Here is a 15,280-nt window from a genome sequence, read left to right as displayed (position 1 = left end):
CAAGCAAGAATGGCTAAGGTATTCGCGATAGCGAACCAGAAGGGTGGTGTGGGCAAGACCACCACCTGCATCAACCTCGCAGCATCCCTGGTCGCGACCAAGCGCCGGGTGCTGTTGATCGATCTCGATCCACAGGGCAACGCCACCATGGGTAGCGGTGTGGATAAACATGGCCTGGAAAACTCGGTCTACGACCTGCTGATCGGTGAATGCGATCTGGCCCAGGCCATGCACTTCTCGGAACACGGCGGTTATCAACTGCTGCCGGCCAACCGCGACCTGACGGCGGCCGAAGTAGTGCTGCTGGAAATGCAGATGAAGGAAAGCCGTCTGCGCAGCGCGCTGGCGCCGATCCGTGAAAACTACGATTACATCCTGATCGACTGCCCGCCGTCGCTGTCGATGCTCACACTGAACGCACTGGTCGCGGCTGACGGGGTGATTATCCCCATGCAGTGCGAGTACTTTGCGCTCGAAGGTTTGAGCGACCTTGTGGATAACATCAAGCGCATCGCCGAACTGCTGAACCCGAACCTGAAAGTCGAAGGCTTGCTGCGGACCATGTACGACCCGCGCCTGAGCCTGATGAACGACGTATCGGCCCAGCTCAAGGAACACTTCGGCGATCAGCTGTACGACACCGTCATCCCGCGCAACATCCGTCTGGCCGAAGCCCCGAGCTACGGCATGCCGGCGCTGGCCTACGACAAGCAATCGCGTGGCGCGCTGGCCTATCTGGCCCTGGCGGGCGAGATGGTTCGCCGTCAGCGCAAAAATTCACGCATCGCCGCTGCCCAGCCAACTTAAGGAATCCCCATGGCCGTCAAGAAACGAGGTCTCGGACGAGGACTGGATGCACTGCTGAGCGGTCCGACTGTCAGCTCGCTGGAAGAACAGGCAGCGCAGGCTGACAGCCGTGAGTTGCAGCACCTGCCGCTGGACCTGCTGCAGCGCGGCAAGTACCAGCCACGCCGGGACATGGATCCCCAGGCGCTGGAAGAGCTGGCGCAGTCGATCAAGACTCAAGGCGTGATGCAGCCGATCGTGGTTCGCCCGATTGGTGGCGGTCGCTTTGAAATCATCGCCGGTGAGCGGCGCTGGCGTGCCAGCCAGCAGGCCGGGCAGGAAACCATTCCGGCCATGGTCCGTGATGTGCCGGATGAAACCGCGATCGCCATTGCGCTGATCGAGAACATCCAGCGCGAAGACCTGAACCCGATCGAGGAAGCGGTGGCCCTGCAGCGTTTGCAGCAGGAATTCCAGCTCACTCAGCAACAGGTGGCCGAGGCTGTGGGTAAGTCCCGCGTCACGGTGGCCAACCTGTTGCGCCTGATTGCGCTGCCGGAAGTCATCAAGACCATGCTGTCTCACGGTGACCTGGAAATGGGCCATGCCCGTGCATTGCTCGGTCTGCCGGACAATCAGCAGGTGGAAGGGGCGCGACATGTTGTCGCACGCGGTCTTACCGTGCGCCAGACTGAGGCACTGGTTCGCCAGTGGTTGAGTGGCAAACCCGAGCCTGTCGAACCTGCCAAACCGGACCCGGATATTGCCCGCCTAGAGCAGCGTCTGGCCGAGCGCCTAGGCTCTGCGGTGCAGATCCGCCACGGGAAGAAGGGAAAGGGTCAGTTGGTGATCGGTTACAACTCCCTCGATGAGCTTCAGGGTGTGCTTGCACACATCCGCTGAAACAATTCCTCTTGTAGCGCGCAGTCGGAAATCACTACCTGACAGTTGAATAGGGGCAGAACCGCCCCTATACTCTGCGCGCATTTTGTCGGCACAAATTATGCCAAGTTATTGAATTTTGGCAGCCGACCATTGGAGAGCAATAGTGATGGAAACCCGCAAGCCAAACCGCCTGCCGTTCCATCGCCTGGCGGTTTTTCCGGTGTTGATGGCTCAATTTGTCATTTTGCTCATTGCCGCTTTGGCGCTCTGGCAATGGCACGGAGTCGTTGCCGGATACTCGGGACTTTGCGGAGGCCTGATAGCCTTGCTGCCCAATGTTTATTTCGCTCACAAGGCATTTCGGTTTTCCGGCGCCCGAGCAGCCCAGTCCATCGTCCGGTCTTTCTATGCCGGCGAGGCAGGCAAACTGATTTTGACGGCAGTGCTTTTTGCACTGGTGTTTGCAGGTGTGAAGCCACTGGCGCCGATCGCTGTATTCGGCGCCTTCGTGCTGACTCAGTCGGTCAGCTGGTTCGCTCCCCTGCTGATGAGAACAAGACTTTCGAGACCTTAGGGCGTTTGAGGCAACCATGGCAGAAACAACCGCTTCGGGCTATATCCAGCACCACTTGCAGAACCTGACCTTCGGTCAGCTACCCAACGGCGGCTGGGGCTTTGCCCACACCGCAGCAGAAGCCAAGGAAATGGGCTTCTGGGCTTTCCACGTCGATACCCTCGGCTGGTCGGTCGCACTGGGTCTGATCTTCGTCATTCTTTTCCGCATGGCGGCCAAGAAGGCGACTTCCGGTCAGCCAGGTGCACTGCAGAACTTCGTTGAAGTCCTGGTCGAATTCGTCGATGGCAGCGTGAAAGACAGCTTCCATGGCCGTAGCCCGGTGATCGCACCGCTGGCACTGACCATCTTCGTCTGGGTGTTCCTGATGAACGCCGTCGACCTGGTACCGGTCGACTGGATTCCTCAGCTGGCCATCCTGATCTCCGGCGACCACCACATCCCGTTCCGTGCCGTGTCGACCACCGACCCGAACGCGACCCTGGGCATGGCGTTCTCGGTTTTCGCACTGATCATTTTCTATAGCATCAAAGTCAAGGGCCTCGGCGGCTTCATCGGCGAGCTGACCCTGCACCCGTTCGGCAGCAAGAACATCTTCGTTCAGGCGCTGCTGATCCCGGTGAACTTCCTGCTGGAATTCGTGACCCTGATCGCCAAACCGATCTCTCTGGCTCTGCGTCTGTTCGGCAACATGTATGCCGGCGAGCTGGTGTTCATCCTGATCGCTGTGATGTTCGGCAGCGGCCTGCTCTGGCTCAGCGGCCTGGGCGTTGTCCTGCAGTGGGCGTGGGCTGTGTTCCACATCCTGATCATCACCCTGCAGGCGTTCATCTTCATGATGCTGACCATCGTCTACCTGTCGATGGCGCACGAAGAAAACCATTAAGACCGGTCTCGACCAGTCTGATGTCCTTCCCGGTAACACGGGGAGGGGCTCCTCACGGGGCACCATGAAACGATTTGTTTTACCGCTTTAATCTAAAAAACCTAAACCATACGACGTAAAAGTCGGGAGGAAAGATGGAAACTGTAGTTGGTCTAACCGCTATCGCTGTTGCACTGTTGATCGGCCTGGGCGCACTGGGTACCGCAATTGGTTTCGGCCTGCTGGGCGGCAAGTTCCTGGAAGGCGCAGCGCGTCAGCCAGAAATGGTTCCAATGCTGCAAGTTAAAATGTTCATCGTTGCCGGTCTGCTCGACGCCGTAACCATGATCGGTGTTGGTATCGCTCTGTTCTTCACCTTTGCGAACCCGTTCGTTGGTCAAATCGCTGGCTAATCATTCGGATTTTCCGAGTGATTTGGTGTGATGGACAACGTAACTGCGAGGTGTTGGCGTGAACATTAATGCGACCCTGATTGGCCAGTCCGTTGCGTTCCTGATTTTTGTACTGTTCTGCATGAAGTTCGTATGGCCTCCGGTCATCGCAGCTCTGCACGAACGTCAAAAGAAGATCGCTGATGGTCTGGACGCTGCCAGCCGTGCAGCTCGCGACCTGGAGTTGGCCCAAGAGAAAGCGGGTCAGCAACTGCGCGAAGCGAAAGCTCAGGCAGCTGAAATCATCGAGCAAGCCAAGAAACGCGGTAACCAGATTGTCGAAGAGGCCGTTGAAAAGGCCCGTGTCGACGCTGACCGTGTGAAGGTTCAGGCTCAAGCCGAGATCGAACAGGAACTGAACAGTGTCAAAGACAAGCTGCGCGCCCAAGTGGGCTTGCTGGCTGTCGGCGGCGCCGAGAAGATCCTGGGTGCCACAATCGATCAAAACGCGCACGCAGAGCTGGTTAACCAACTGGCTGCTGAAATCTAAGCGAGGGCGATCATGGCAGAACTGACCACGTTGGCCCGACCTTACGCTAAGGCGGCCTTCGAGCACGCTCAGGCCCACCAGCAACTGGCCAATTGGTCAGCCATGCTCGGCCTGGCTGCAGCGGTGTCGCAAGACGACACCATGCAGCGCGTGCTCAAGGCCCCGCGACTGACGAGCGCAGAAAAGGCCGCCACGTTCATTGACGTGTGCGGCGACAAGTTTGATGCCAAGGCACAGAACTTCATCAATGTCGTTGCCGAAAACGACCGTCTCCCGCTTCTGCCGGAGATCGCTGCTCTTTTCGACCTGTACAAGGCCGAACAAGAGAAATCGGTAGACGTTGAAGTGACCAGTGCTTTTGCATTGAACCAAGAACAGCAAGACAAACTCGCCAAGGTTCTCAGTGCACGACTCAACCGGGAAGTGCGCCTGCAAGTTGCGGAGGATGCTGCCCTTATAGGTGGTGTCGTTATCCGCGCCGGCGACCTGGTTATCGATGGCTCGATTCGCGGCAAAATCGCGAAACTTGCCGAAGCATTGAAATCTTGAGTTTGAAGGGGCAGCAGAGCAATGCAGCAACTCAATCCTTCCGAAATAAGTGAAATTATCAAGGGCCGCATCGAAAAGCTCGATGTGACCTCCCAAGCCCGTAACGAAGGCACTGTCGTCAGCGTATCTGACGGTATCGTGCGGATTCACGGTCTGGCCGACGTCATGTACGGCGAGATGATCGAGTTTCCGGGCGGCGTCTACGGTATGGCCCTCAACCTGGAGCAAGACTCCGTAGGTGCCGTTGTACTGGGCGCATACACGACTCTGGCTGAAGGCATGAGCGCCAAGTGCACCGGCCGCATCCTCGAAGTTCCGGTTGGTAAGGAACTGCTGGGTCGCGTTGTCGACGCACTGGGTAACCCTGTTGACGGCAAAGGTCCACTGGGCAACACCGAGACCGACGCGGTCGAGAAAGTTGCTCCGGGCGTGATCTGGCGTAAGTCGGTAGACCAGCCTGTACAGACTGGCTACAAGGCTGTCGATGCCATGATCCCTGTCGGCCGTGGCCAGCGTGAGCTGATCATCGGTGACCGTCAGATCGGCAAGACCGCTCTGGCGATCGACGCGATCATCAATCAGAAAGACAGCGGCATTTTCTGCGTCTACGTGGCAATCGGTCAGAAGCAATCGACCATCGCCAACGTGGTTCGCAAGCTGGAAGAAAACGGTGCACTGGCTAACACCATCATCGTTGCAGCGAGCGCTTCGGAATCTGCAGCACTGCAGTTCCTGGCTCCGTACTCCGGTTGCACCATGGGCGAATTCTTCCGTGACCGCGGTGAAGACGCGCTGATCGTTTATGACGATCTGTCCAAGCAAGCAGTGGCTTACCGCCAGATTTCCCTGCTGCTGCGCCGTCCACCAGGCCGTGAAGCTTACCCAGGCGACGTGTTCTATCTCCACTCCCGTCTGCTGGAGCGCGCATCCCGCGTTTCGGAAGAGTACGTAGAGAAGTTCACCAACGGCGCAGTGACCGGCAAAACCGGTTCCCTGACCGCACTGCCGATCATCGAAACCCAGGCTGGCGACGTTTCCGCGTTCGTTCCGACCAACGTGATTTCCATCACCGACGGTCAGATCTTCCTGGAATCGGCGATGTTCAACTCGGGCATCCGCCCTGCAGTGAACGCCGGTGTTTCGGTATCCCGTGTGGGTGGTGCCGCTCAGACCAAGATCATCAAGAAGCTGTCCGGTGGTATCCGTACCGCTCTGGCTCAGTACCGTGAACTGGCGGCATTCGCCCAGTTCGCTTCTGACCTGGACGAAGCGACCCGCAAGCAACTTGAGCATGGTCAGCGCGTTACCGAGCTGATGAAGCAGAAGCAATACGCACCTATGTCGATCGCCGACATGGCGCTGTCGCTGTATGCCGCTGAGCGTGGGTTCCTGACTGACATTGAAATCGCCAAGATCGGCAGCTTCGAACAAGCGCTGATTGCTTTCTTCAACCGCGATCACGCCGACTTGATGGCGAAGATCAACGTTAAAGGTGACTTCAATGACGAAATCGACGCTGGCCTGAAAGCCGGTATCGAGAAGTTCAAGGCCACCCAAACCTGGTAAGCCGCAGCGGGAGCCGCAAGGCTCCCGCTTGCTAACCTGATAGGTGTTACATGGCAGGCGCAAAAGAGATTCGCAGTAAGATTGCGAGCATCAAAAGCACGCAAAAAATTACCAGCGCCATGGAAAAAGTGGCGGTCAGCAAAATGCGCAAGGCACAAATGCGCATGGCTGCTAGCCGTCCTTATGCGGAGCGTATCCGCCAGGTAATTGGGCATCTGGCCAACGCCAACCCGGAATACCGCCATCCGTTCATGATCGACCGCGCCATCAAGCGCGTTGGTTATGTCGTGGTGAGCAGTGACCGTGGTCTGTGCGGCGGCTTGAACACCAACCTGTTCAAGGCCCTGGTCAAGGACATGGCGGTAAACCGCGAAAACGGCGTCGAGATTGATCTGTGTGTCGTTGGTAGCAAGGGTGCGGCCTTTTTCCGCAACTTCGGCGGTAACGTCGTTGCAGCTATCAGCCACCTGGGTGAAGAGCCGTCGATCAATGATCTGATCGGCAGCGTCAAGGTGATGCTGGATGCCTATCTGGACGGCCGTATTGACCGCCTGTCCGTGGTATCCAACAAGTTCATCAACACCATGACGCAACAGCCTACCGTGGAGCAGTTGATTCCGCTGGTAGCGACCCCGGATCAGGATCTCAAGCACCACTGGGACTACCTCTACGAACCAGACGCCAAAGAGCTGCTTGACGGCTTGATGGTGCGTTACGTGGAGTCGCAGGTGTACCAGGCGGTGGTCGAGAACAACGCGGCCGAACAAGCTGCGCGGATGATCGCGATGAAGAACGCTACCGACAACGCCGGTGATTTGATCAGCGATTTGCAGCTGATCTACAACAAGGCGCGTCAGGCTGCGATCACCCAAGAGATCTCGGAAATCGTCGGCGGCGCTGCCGCGGTTTAACGGTTCAAATATTCAGAGGATCCAGCTATGAGTAGCGGACGTATCGTTCAAATCATCGGCGCCGTTATCGACGTGGAATTTCCACGCGACAGCGTACCGAGCATCTACGACGCCTTGAAGGTTCAAGGCGCCGAAACCACTCTGGAAGTTCAGCAGCAGCTGGGCGACGGCGTGGTTCGTACCATTGCGATGGGCTCCACCGAAGGCTTGAAGCGCGGTCTGGACGTCAACAACACTGGCGCAGCCATCTCCGTACCGGTCGGTAAAGCGACTCTGGGCCGGATCATGGACGTACTGGGCAACCCGATCGACGAAGCTGGCCCGATCGGCGAAGAAGAGCGCTGGGGTATCCACCGCGCCGCTCCTTCCTTCGCGGAACAAGCCGGTGGTAACGAGCTGCTGGAAACCGGCATCAAGGTTATCGACCTGGTTTGCCCGTTCGCCAAGGGCGGTAAAGTCGGTCTGTTCGGTGGTGCCGGTGTAGGCAAGACCGTAAACATGATGGAACTGATCCGTAACATCGCCATCGAGCACAGCGGTTATTCCGTGTTCGCCGGTGTGGGTGAGCGTACTCGTGAGGGTAACGACTTCTACCACGAGATGAAGGACTCTAACGTTCTCGACAAAGTAGCGCTGGTCTACGGTCAGATGAACGAGCCACCAGGAAACCGTCTGCGCGTAGCGCTGACCGGCCTGACCATGGCCGAGAAGTTCCGTGACGAAGGTAACGACGTTCTGCTGTTCGTCGACAACATCTATCGTTACACCCTGGCCGGTACCGAAGTATCCGCACTGCTGGGCCGTATGCCTTCGGCAGTAGGTTACCAGCCGACCCTGGCTGAAGAGATGGGCGTGCTACAAGAGCGCATCACTTCGACCAAGCAAGGTTCGATTACTTCGATCCAGGCCGTATACGTACCAGCGGACGACTTGACTGACCCGTCGCCAGCGACCACGTTTGCTCACCTGGACGCCACCGTCGTTCTGTCCCGTGACATCGCTTCCCTGGGTATCTACCCGGCGGTAGACCCACTGGACTCGACTTCGCGTCAGCTGGACCCGAACGTGATCGGCAACGATCACTACGAGACCGCTCGCGGCGTTCAGTACGTGCTGCAGCGTTACAAAGAGCTGAAGGACATCATCGCGATCCTGGGTATGGACGAGCTGTCGGAAGCCGACAAGCAGTTGGTAAACCGTGCTCGTAAGATCCAGCGCTTCTTGTCGCAGCCGTTCTTCGTGGCTGAAGTCTTCACCGGTGCTTCGGGTAAATACGTTTCCCTGAAAGACACCATTGCTGGCTTCAAAGGCATCCTCAACGGTGACTACGACCACCTGCCAGAACAAGCGTTCTACATGGTCGGCGGCATCGAAGAAGCGATCGAGAAAGCCAAGAAACTGTAATCCCGGCGCCCGGCAACGGGCGCTCATTTAGGTTGAGGCAATCAGATGGCTATGACAGTCCATTGCGATATCGTCAGCGCGGAAGGAGAAATCTTTTCCGGCCTGGTCGAGATGGTGATTGCGCACGGTGCTCTGGGTGATCTTGGTATCGCTCTGGGCCACGCGCCGCTGATCACGAATCTCAAGCCGGGTCCGATCCGCCTGATCAAGCAAGGCGGGGAAGCCGAGGTGTTCTACATCTCCGGTGGTTTCCTCGAGGTTCAGCCGAACATGGTCAAGGTGCTTGCCGATACCGTGCAACGTGCCGCCGACCTGGATGAAGCTCAGGCTCAGGCAGCTCTCAAGGCTGCCGAAGCTGCTCTGCATGAGAAGAGCGCAGATTTCGACTACGGAGCTGCGTCCGCACGTCTGGCCGAGGCTGCAGCTCAGCTGCGCACCGTCCAGCAGATCCGCAAGAAGTTTGGCGGTTAATCCGTCAGCCACTTGTTGTGCGATTGATAAAAAAGGGTAGCCTCGGCTACCCTTTTTTCTTTTCAGAATTCTACAAACCCGGTCGCAGTTGCTGACCACCCAGGATTGGTAGCCAGTCATGTCTCTTGAAATCGTTATCCTCGCGGCCGGTCAAGGCACCCGTATGCGTTCGGCGTTGCCGAAAGTGCTGCACCCGGTAGCCGGCAACTCCATGCTCGGCCATGTTATCCACAGCGCTCGTCAACTTGATCCTCAGCGTATCCACGTCGTCATCGGCCATGGTGCCGATGTGGTACGCGAGCGTCTGGCCGCCGATGATCTCAATTTCGTGTTGCAGGACAAGCAATTGGGCACCGGCCACGCCACCGCCCAGGCTGTGCCGTTCATTACGGCCGACACCGTGCTGATTCTCTACGGTGACGTGCCGTTGATCGAAGTGGAAACCCTGCAGCGCCTGCTCAAGCATGTCGTTCCCGGTCAGATGGGATTGCTCACCGTCGAACTGGATGACCCGACTGGCTACGGCCGCATCGTGCGTGATGCAAGCGGCAAGGTCGCGGCCATTGTCGAGCACAAGGACGCCAGCGAAGCACAACGCGCGATCACCGAAGGCAACACCGGCATTCTCGCCGTGCCTGCAAGCCACCTGGCTGACTGGATGAGCCGCCTGTCAAACAACAACGCCCAAGGTGAGTATTACCTGACCGACGTGATCGAAATGGCGGTCGGTGACGGCCTGGTGGTCGCGACCGAGCAGCCCCATGATCCGATGGAAGTACAGGGGGCCAATGATCGCAAGCAACTGTCCGAACTGGAGCGTCATTATCAGCTGCGTGCCGGCCGCCGCTTGATGGCCCAGGGCGTGACCCTGCGCGACCCGGCCCGCTTCGATGTGCGTGGTGAAGTGACCGTCGGTCGCGATGTGCTGATCGACATCAACGTGATTCTTGAAGGCAAAGTGGTCATCGAGGATGACGTGGTGATCGGCCCGAACTGCGTGATCAAGGACAGCACCCTGCGCAAGGGTGTGGTGATCAAGGCCAATAGTCATATCGAAGGCGCAGTGCTGGGTGAAGGCAGCGATGCCGGCCCGTTTGCACGACTGCGTCCAGGCACCGTGCTCGAAGCCCGTGCCCATGTGGGTAACTTCGTCGAACTGAAAAACGCCCGCATGGGCGAGGGCGCGAAAGCCGGACACCTGACTTATCTGGGTGATGCCGAGATCGGTGCCCGCACCAACATCGGTGCCGGTACTATCACCTGCAACTACGATGGCGCGAACAAGTGGAAAACCGTGTTGGGCGAAGATGTGTTCATCGGCTCCAACAACTCGCTGGTGGCGCCTGTGGATATCTCTGCCGGTGCAACTACCGCAGCCGGCTCGACCATCACTCAGAATGTGGATAACGCCCAACTGGCCGTCGGTCGTGCGCGGCAGAAGAACATTGATGGCTGGAAGCGGCCGGAGAAAATCAAGAAGAGCTGAGTTATCCACAGCGCTTCAATCTGAAAGATCGCTGCCTTCGGGCAGCGATTTTTTTTCACCGTCGGCTTGACGGTTTTGCTGCGATAGGTTTTGATTGCTTCCGTTATCTTTCGAATCGAAACTTACCAAGCCATGTCGAAACGCAATACGCCCCAACGTCGCCACAACATACTGGCCTTGCTCAACGAGCAGGGCGAAGTCAGTGTCGACGAGCTCGCCAAGCGTTTCGAAACCTCGGAAGTTACGATTCGCAAGGATCTGGCCGCGCTGGAAAGCCACGGCCTGCTGCTGCGCCGTTATGGCGGAGCGATCACCATGCCTCAGGAACTGGTGGCCGATGTCAGTCAGAACGTTTCCAAGTACAAACAGGCGATTGCCCGCGCGGCGGTGACACGTATTCGCGAGCACGCCCGCATCATCATCGACAGCGGCAGCACCACCGCCGCGATGATTCCCGAGCTCGGCCAGCAGCCGGGGCTGGTGGTGATGACCAACTCCCTGCACGTCGCCAATGCCCTGAGCGAACTCGAACATGAACCTGTCCTGCTGATGACCGGCGGCACCTGGGATCCCCATTCGGAATCCTTTCAGGGCCAGGTCGCCGAGCAGGTACTACGCTCTTACGACTTCGATCAATTGTTTATCGGTGCCGACGGCATCGATCTGGTGCGTGGAACCACCACCTTCAATGAGTTGCTCGGCCTGAGCCGGGTGATGGCGGAAGTGGCGCGGGAAGTGATCGTAATGGTCGAGGCCGACAAGATCGGCCGCAAGATTCCAAACCTGGAGCTGCCATGGAGCAGCGTCCATACCCTAATCACCGATGATCGCCTGCCGCAGGAGGCACGGGATCAGATTCAGGCTCGCGGTATCAATTTGATTTGCGCGACGGTCAGTCAGGAGAAATAAGCATGTGTGGAATTGTCGGCGCGGTAGCTGAACGTAATATCACCGCCATCCTGGTCGAAGGCCTCAAGCGCCTCGAATACCGGGGTTATGACAGTGCCGGTGTCGCGGTGTACACCAATGACGGCACGCTGGAGCGCACCCGTCGTGTGGGCAAGGTCAGCGAACTGGACGCGGCCCTGGCGGAACACCCGCTGGTAGGCCGTCTCGGCATTGCCCACACCCGTTGGGCAACCCACGGTGCGCCGAGCGAACGTAATGCTCACCCGCATTTTTCCGGCAACGTCGCAGTGGTGCACAACGGCATCATCGAAAACCATGAAGCGCTGCGTGAGCAACTCAAGGCCCAGGGTTACGTGTTCTCTTCCGACACCGACACCGAAGTCATCGCTCACCTGCTGACCGAAAAACTCAAGAACCTGCCGGACCTGACCGACGCGCTGAAGGCAACGGTCAAGGATCTGCATGGCGCCTACGGTCTGGCGGTCATCCACGCACTGCAACCGGATCGTCTGGTTGCTGCCCGTAGCGGCAGCCCACTGGTGATCGGCCTGGGTCTGGGCGAGAACTTCCTCGCTTCCGACCAGTTGGCCCTGCGTCAGGTCACCGACCGTTTCATGTACCTGGAAGAGGGCGATATCGCCGAAATCCAGCGCGACAAGGTGCAGATCTGGGACGTGACCGGCAAAGCCGTCGAGCGCCAGACCGTGCAGTACACCGACGGTGCCGAAGCCGCCGACAAAGGCGAGTTCCGCCACTACATGCTCAAGGAAATCCACGAGCAGCCTTCCGTGGTACAACGCACCCTGGAAGGTCGCCTCAGCCCGAACCAGGTGCTGGTGCAGGCATTCGGCCCGCAAGCCGCCGAACTGTTCGCCAAAGTGCGCAACGTACAGATCGTTGCCTGCGGCACCAGTTATCACGCCGGCATGGTTGCCCGTTACTGGCTCGAAGAGCTGGCCGGGATTCCGTGCCAGGTCGAAGTCGCCAGTGAGTTCCGCTACCGCAAGGTGGTGGTGCAGCCGGACACACTGTTTGTCACCATTTCCCAGTCCGGCGAAACCGCCGACACCCTGGCCGCGCTGCGCAACGCCAAGGAGCTGGGTTTCCTGGGCAGCCTGGCGATCTGCAACGTCGGCATCAGTTCGCTGGTGCGCGAATCCGATCTGACCCTGCTGACCCAGGCCGGTCGCGAAATCGGCGTGGCTTCGACCAAGGCGTTCACCACGCAACTGGTTGGCCTGCTGTTGCTGACTCTGTCTCTGGGCCAGGTGCGCGGCACGCTGGGCAAAGACGTTGAAGCCACGCTGGTCGAAGAACTGCGTCGCCTGCCAACCCGTCTGGGTGAAGCGCTGGCCATGGACAGCACCGTGGAAAAGATCGCCGAACTGTTCGCCGACAAGAACCACACCCTGTTCCTCGGTCGTGGCGCGCAATACCCGGTAGCGATGGAAGGGGCCCTGAAACTCAAGGAAATCTCTTACATCCACGCCGAAGCTTATCCTGCCGGCGAACTGAAGCATGGCCCGCTGGCGCTTGTGGATAACGACATGCCGGTGGTGACCGTGGCGCCGAACAACGAACTGCTGGAGAAGCTCAAATCCAACCTGCAGGAAGTCCGTGCCCGTGGTGGCGAGTTGATCGTGTTCGCTGACGAGAAGGCCGGGATGACCAACGGCGAAGGCACCCACGTGGTACAGATGCCGCACATCCACGACATCCTGTCGCCGATCCTCTACACCATCCCGTTGCAACTGCTGTCGTACTACGTCGCCGTGCTCAAGGGCACTGACGTGGACCAGCCGCGTAACCTGGCGAAGTCGGTGACTGTGGAATAAGTTATCCACACGCCGTAATAGACGACCACAGCCTGGAGACTCACTCAGTCTCCAGGCTGTGGGATGTTTCCCACTTTTTGTTACCGAACACCCCAGCGCGGTGCAATGCCACGCTGTAGTAACAGCCACTCTCCTTTCAAAAAGCGCCCCTTCGAAAAAATTCAATCACTCGATGCCCCGTGATTTCGGTGTCCTCGCCGATGTCCGCCGGTTTTGTCGGACAGCTTCTCCATAAGTTGGCCGTTCAATTGCATATGCTTGTATGTACAAGTAAAGACGTATGCATACGAGTTGAAAGAAACCGAGCATCTCGTCCACTGATTCGCTTGTCGCGCATTGAAGCGCACAAGCCGCTTGCCCATCGCCAGGGTTGGTTTGAATTGATCGCTGAGGAGTCTTTTTCGTGACTGACGCAAAAACTACTAAATTCCGTGACGTTGAAATTCGTGCATCGCGCGGCAACAAGCTGACCGCCAAGAGCTGGCTGACCGAAGCGCCGCTGCGCATGCTGATGAACAACCTCGACCCGGAAGTGGCCGAGAATCCGAAAGAGCTGGTGGTCTACGGTGGTATCGGCCGTGCCGCGCGCAACTGGGAGTGCTACGACAAAATCGTCGAAAGCCTGACCAACCTGAATGACGACGAAACCCTGCTGGTGCAGTCCGGCAAGCCGGTCGGCGTGTTCAAGACCCACAGCAACGCCCCGCGCGTGCTGATCGCCAACTCCAACCTGGTGCCGCACTGGGCGACCTGGGAACACTTCAACGAACTCGACGCGAAAGGTCTGGCGATGTACGGCCAGATGACCGCCGGCAGCTGGATCTACATCGGCAGCCAGGGCATCGTGCAGGGCACCTACGAAACCTTCGTCGAAGCCGGTCGCCAGCATTACAACTCCAACCTCAAGGGCCGCTGGGTCCTGACCGCCGGCCTCGGCGGCATGGGCGGCGCCCAGCCGCTGGCCGCAACCCTGGCCGGTGCCTGCTCGCTGAACATCGAATGCCAGCAGGTGAGCATCGATTTCCGCCTGAAAAGCCGTTACGTCGACGAGCAGGCCAAAGACCTCGACGACGCCCTGGCGCGCATCGAGAAGTACACCAAGGAAGGCAAGGCCATCTCCATCGCGCTGCTGGGTAACGCCGCGGAAATCCTCCCGGAACTGGTCCGTCGTGGCGTGCGTCCGGACATGGTCACCGACCAGACCAGCGCTCACGACCCGCTCAACGGTTACCTGCCGGCCGGTTGGACCTGGGACGAATACCGCGCCCGCGCCAAGACCGAACCGGCGGCGGTGATCAAAGCCGCCAAGCAGTCGATGGCGGTGCACGTCAAAGCCATGCTGGACTTCCAGAAGCAAGGCATCCCGACCTTCGACTATGGCAACAACATCCGTCAGATGGCCCAGGAAGAGGGCGTGGGAAACGCCTTCGACTTCCCGGGTTTCGTACCCGCTTATATCCGTCCGCTGTTCTGCCGTGGCATCGGTCCGTTCCGCTGGGCGGCGCTGTCGGGTGATCCGCAGGACATCTACAAGACCGACGCCAAAGTCAAAGAACTGATCCCGGACGACGCCCACCTGCACAACTGGCTGGACATGGCCCGCGAGCGCATCAGCTTCCAGGGTCTGCCGGCGCGGATCTGCTGGGTCGGCCTGGGCCAGCGCGCCAAACTCGGTCTGGCGTTCAACGAAATGGTCCGTCGCGGCGAGCTGTCGGCGCCGATCGTCATCGGTCGCGACCACCTCGACTCCGGCTCGGTGTCCAGCCCGAACCGCGAAACCGAATCGATGCAGGACGGCTCGGATGCAGTCTCCGACTGGCCACTGCTCAACGCTTTGCTCAACACCGCCAGCGGTGCGACCTGGGTTTCGCTGCACCACGGTGGCGGCGTCGGCATGGGCTTCTCGCAACACTCGGGCATGGTGATCGTCTGCGACGGTACGGATGAAGCGGCCGAGCGCATCGCTCGCGTGCTGCACAACGACCCGGGCACTGGCGTCATGCGTCACGCCGATGCCGGTTACCAGATCGCCATCGACTGCGCCAAGGAGCAGGGCTTGAACCTGCCAATGATTACTTCGGTTAAAGGAGCCTGAAC

At 58.8% G+C, this 15,280-nt stretch carries 15 protein-coding genes; all 15 read left to right on the top strand.

What is annotated here, in order from left to right:
* Positions 1-9: 9 nt before the first annotated feature.
* Entirely contained in the window at positions 10-807 is a 798-nt protein-coding gene (locus CAG02_RS07725; protein WP_085713099.1) for a ParA family protein, read from the top strand.
* A 9-nt stretch (positions 808-816) separates the two neighbouring features.
* A complete protein-coding gene (locus CAG02_RS07720; RefSeq protein ID WP_085713100.1) occupies positions 817-1,689 on the top strand; it encodes a ParB/RepB/Spo0J family partition protein in 873 nt (290 codons plus the stop codon).
* 148 nt (positions 1,690-1,837) lie between these two features.
* Positions 1,838-2,245: a F0F1 ATP synthase subunit I gene (locus CAG02_RS07715; RefSeq protein ID WP_003229783.1), complete on the top strand. Its 408-nt coding sequence runs from the start codon at positions 1,838-1,840 to the stop codon at positions 2,243-2,245.
* A 16-nt stretch (positions 2,246-2,261) separates the two neighbouring features.
* Positions 2,262-3,131, top strand: a complete 870-nt coding sequence (atpB, locus tag CAG02_RS07710; RefSeq protein WP_085686128.1) for a F0F1 ATP synthase subunit A — start codon at positions 2,262-2,264, stop codon at positions 3,129-3,131.
* A gap of 134 nt (positions 3,132-3,265) precedes the next feature.
* Positions 3,266-3,523: a F0F1 ATP synthase subunit C gene (atpE, locus tag CAG02_RS07705; RefSeq protein WP_003097235.1), complete on the top strand. Its 258-nt coding sequence runs from the start codon at positions 3,266-3,268 to the stop codon at positions 3,521-3,523.
* Positions 3,524-3,581: 58 nt separating this feature from the next.
* Positions 3,582-4,052 carry a F0F1 ATP synthase subunit B gene (locus CAG02_RS07700; protein WP_007954149.1) on the top strand — a complete coding sequence of 157 codons (471 nt, stop codon included), beginning with the start codon at positions 3,582-3,584 and terminating at the stop codon, positions 4,050-4,052.
* Positions 4,053-4,064: 12 nt separating this feature from the next.
* Positions 4,065-4,601, top strand: coding sequence for a F0F1 ATP synthase subunit delta (locus CAG02_RS07695; RefSeq protein ID WP_007911956.1), 537 nt, complete (start codon positions 4,065-4,067; stop codon positions 4,599-4,601).
* Between the two features lie 21 nt (positions 4,602-4,622).
* A complete protein-coding gene (atpA, locus tag CAG02_RS07690) occupies positions 4,623-6,167 on the top strand; it encodes a F0F1 ATP synthase subunit alpha (RefSeq protein ID WP_085606310.1) in 1,545 nt (514 codons plus the stop codon).
* 50 nt (positions 6,168-6,217) lie between these two features.
* A complete protein-coding gene (gene atpG, locus CAG02_RS07685) occupies positions 6,218-7,078 on the top strand; it encodes a F0F1 ATP synthase subunit gamma (RefSeq protein WP_008084419.1) in 861 nt (286 codons plus the stop codon).
* Positions 7,079-7,105: 27 nt separating this feature from the next.
* Entirely contained in the window at positions 7,106-8,482 is a 1,377-nt protein-coding gene (gene atpD / locus CAG02_RS07680; protein WP_007954162.1) for a F0F1 ATP synthase subunit beta, read from the top strand.
* A 45-nt stretch (positions 8,483-8,527) separates the two neighbouring features.
* Entirely contained in the window at positions 8,528-8,953 is a 426-nt protein-coding gene (locus CAG02_RS07675) for a F0F1 ATP synthase subunit epsilon (protein ID WP_007954164.1), read from the top strand.
* Between the two features lie 118 nt (positions 8,954-9,071).
* Positions 9,072-10,439: a bifunctional UDP-N-acetylglucosamine diphosphorylase/glucosamine-1-phosphate N-acetyltransferase GlmU gene (gene glmU / locus CAG02_RS07670; RefSeq protein WP_085713101.1), complete on the top strand. Its 1,368-nt coding sequence runs from the start codon at positions 9,072-9,074 to the stop codon at positions 10,437-10,439.
* Between the two features lie 132 nt (positions 10,440-10,571).
* Positions 10,572-11,348 carry a DeoR/GlpR family DNA-binding transcription regulator gene (locus CAG02_RS07665; protein WP_085713102.1) on the top strand — a complete coding sequence of 259 codons (777 nt, stop codon included), beginning with the start codon at positions 10,572-10,574 and terminating at the stop codon, positions 11,346-11,348.
* 2 nt (positions 11,349-11,350) lie between these two features.
* Positions 11,351-13,183 carry a glutamine--fructose-6-phosphate transaminase (isomerizing) gene (gene glmS / locus CAG02_RS07660; RefSeq protein ID WP_085713103.1) on the top strand — a complete coding sequence of 611 codons (1,833 nt, stop codon included), beginning with the start codon at positions 11,351-11,353 and terminating at the stop codon, positions 13,181-13,183.
* A gap of 403 nt (positions 13,184-13,586) precedes the next feature.
* Positions 13,587-15,278 carry a urocanate hydratase gene (gene hutU, locus CAG02_RS07655; protein ID WP_085741051.1) on the top strand — a complete coding sequence of 564 codons (1,692 nt, stop codon included), beginning with the start codon at positions 13,587-13,589 and terminating at the stop codon, positions 15,276-15,278.
* Positions 15,279-15,280 lie beyond the last annotated feature (2 nt).

Source organism: Pseudomonas sp. R43(2017) (assembly GCF_002112345.1).
GTDB lineage: Bacteria > Pseudomonadota > Gammaproteobacteria > Pseudomonadales > Pseudomonadaceae > Aquipseudomonas > Aquipseudomonas kribbensis.
The sequence above is the reverse complement of the archived record's forward strand: the minus strand, read 5'-3'. Positions and strand labels throughout refer to the sequence as shown.

What these genes read in the sequence shown, in the direction of transcription:
- CAG02_RS07725 (WP_085713099.1), top strand. Translation starts at nt 10, where the DNA reads ATGGCTAAGGTATTCGCGATAGCGAACCAGAAGGGTGGTGTGGGCAAG.
- CAG02_RS07720 (WP_085713100.1), top strand. Translation starts at nt 817, where the DNA reads ATGGCCGTCAAGAAACGAGGTCTCGGACGAGGACTGGATGCACTGCTG.
- CAG02_RS07715 (WP_003229783.1), top strand. Translation starts at nt 1,838, where the DNA reads ATGGAAACCCGCAAGCCAAACCGCCTGCCGTTCCATCGCCTGGCGGTT.
- atpB (WP_085686128.1), top strand. Translation starts at nt 2,262, where the DNA reads ATGGCAGAAACAACCGCTTCGGGCTATATCCAGCACCACTTGCAGAAC.
- atpE (WP_003097235.1), top strand. Translation starts at nt 3,266, where the DNA reads ATGGAAACTGTAGTTGGTCTAACCGCTATCGCTGTTGCACTGTTGATC.
- CAG02_RS07695 (WP_007911956.1), top strand. Translation starts at nt 4,065, where the DNA reads ATGGCAGAACTGACCACGTTGGCCCGACCTTACGCTAAGGCGGCCTTC.
- atpA (WP_085606310.1), top strand. Translation starts at nt 4,623, where the DNA reads ATGCAGCAACTCAATCCTTCCGAAATAAGTGAAATTATCAAGGGCCGC.
- atpG (WP_008084419.1), top strand. Translation starts at nt 6,218, where the DNA reads ATGGCAGGCGCAAAAGAGATTCGCAGTAAGATTGCGAGCATCAAAAGC.
- atpD (WP_007954162.1), top strand. Translation starts at nt 7,106, where the DNA reads ATGAGTAGCGGACGTATCGTTCAAATCATCGGCGCCGTTATCGACGTG.
- CAG02_RS07675 (WP_007954164.1), top strand. Translation starts at nt 8,528, where the DNA reads ATGGCTATGACAGTCCATTGCGATATCGTCAGCGCGGAAGGAGAAATC.
- glmU (WP_085713101.1), top strand. Translation starts at nt 9,072, where the DNA reads ATGTCTCTTGAAATCGTTATCCTCGCGGCCGGTCAAGGCACCCGTATG.
- CAG02_RS07665 (WP_085713102.1), top strand. Translation starts at nt 10,572, where the DNA reads ATGTCGAAACGCAATACGCCCCAACGTCGCCACAACATACTGGCCTTG.
- glmS (WP_085713103.1), top strand. Translation starts at nt 11,351, where the DNA reads ATGTGTGGAATTGTCGGCGCGGTAGCTGAACGTAATATCACCGCCATC.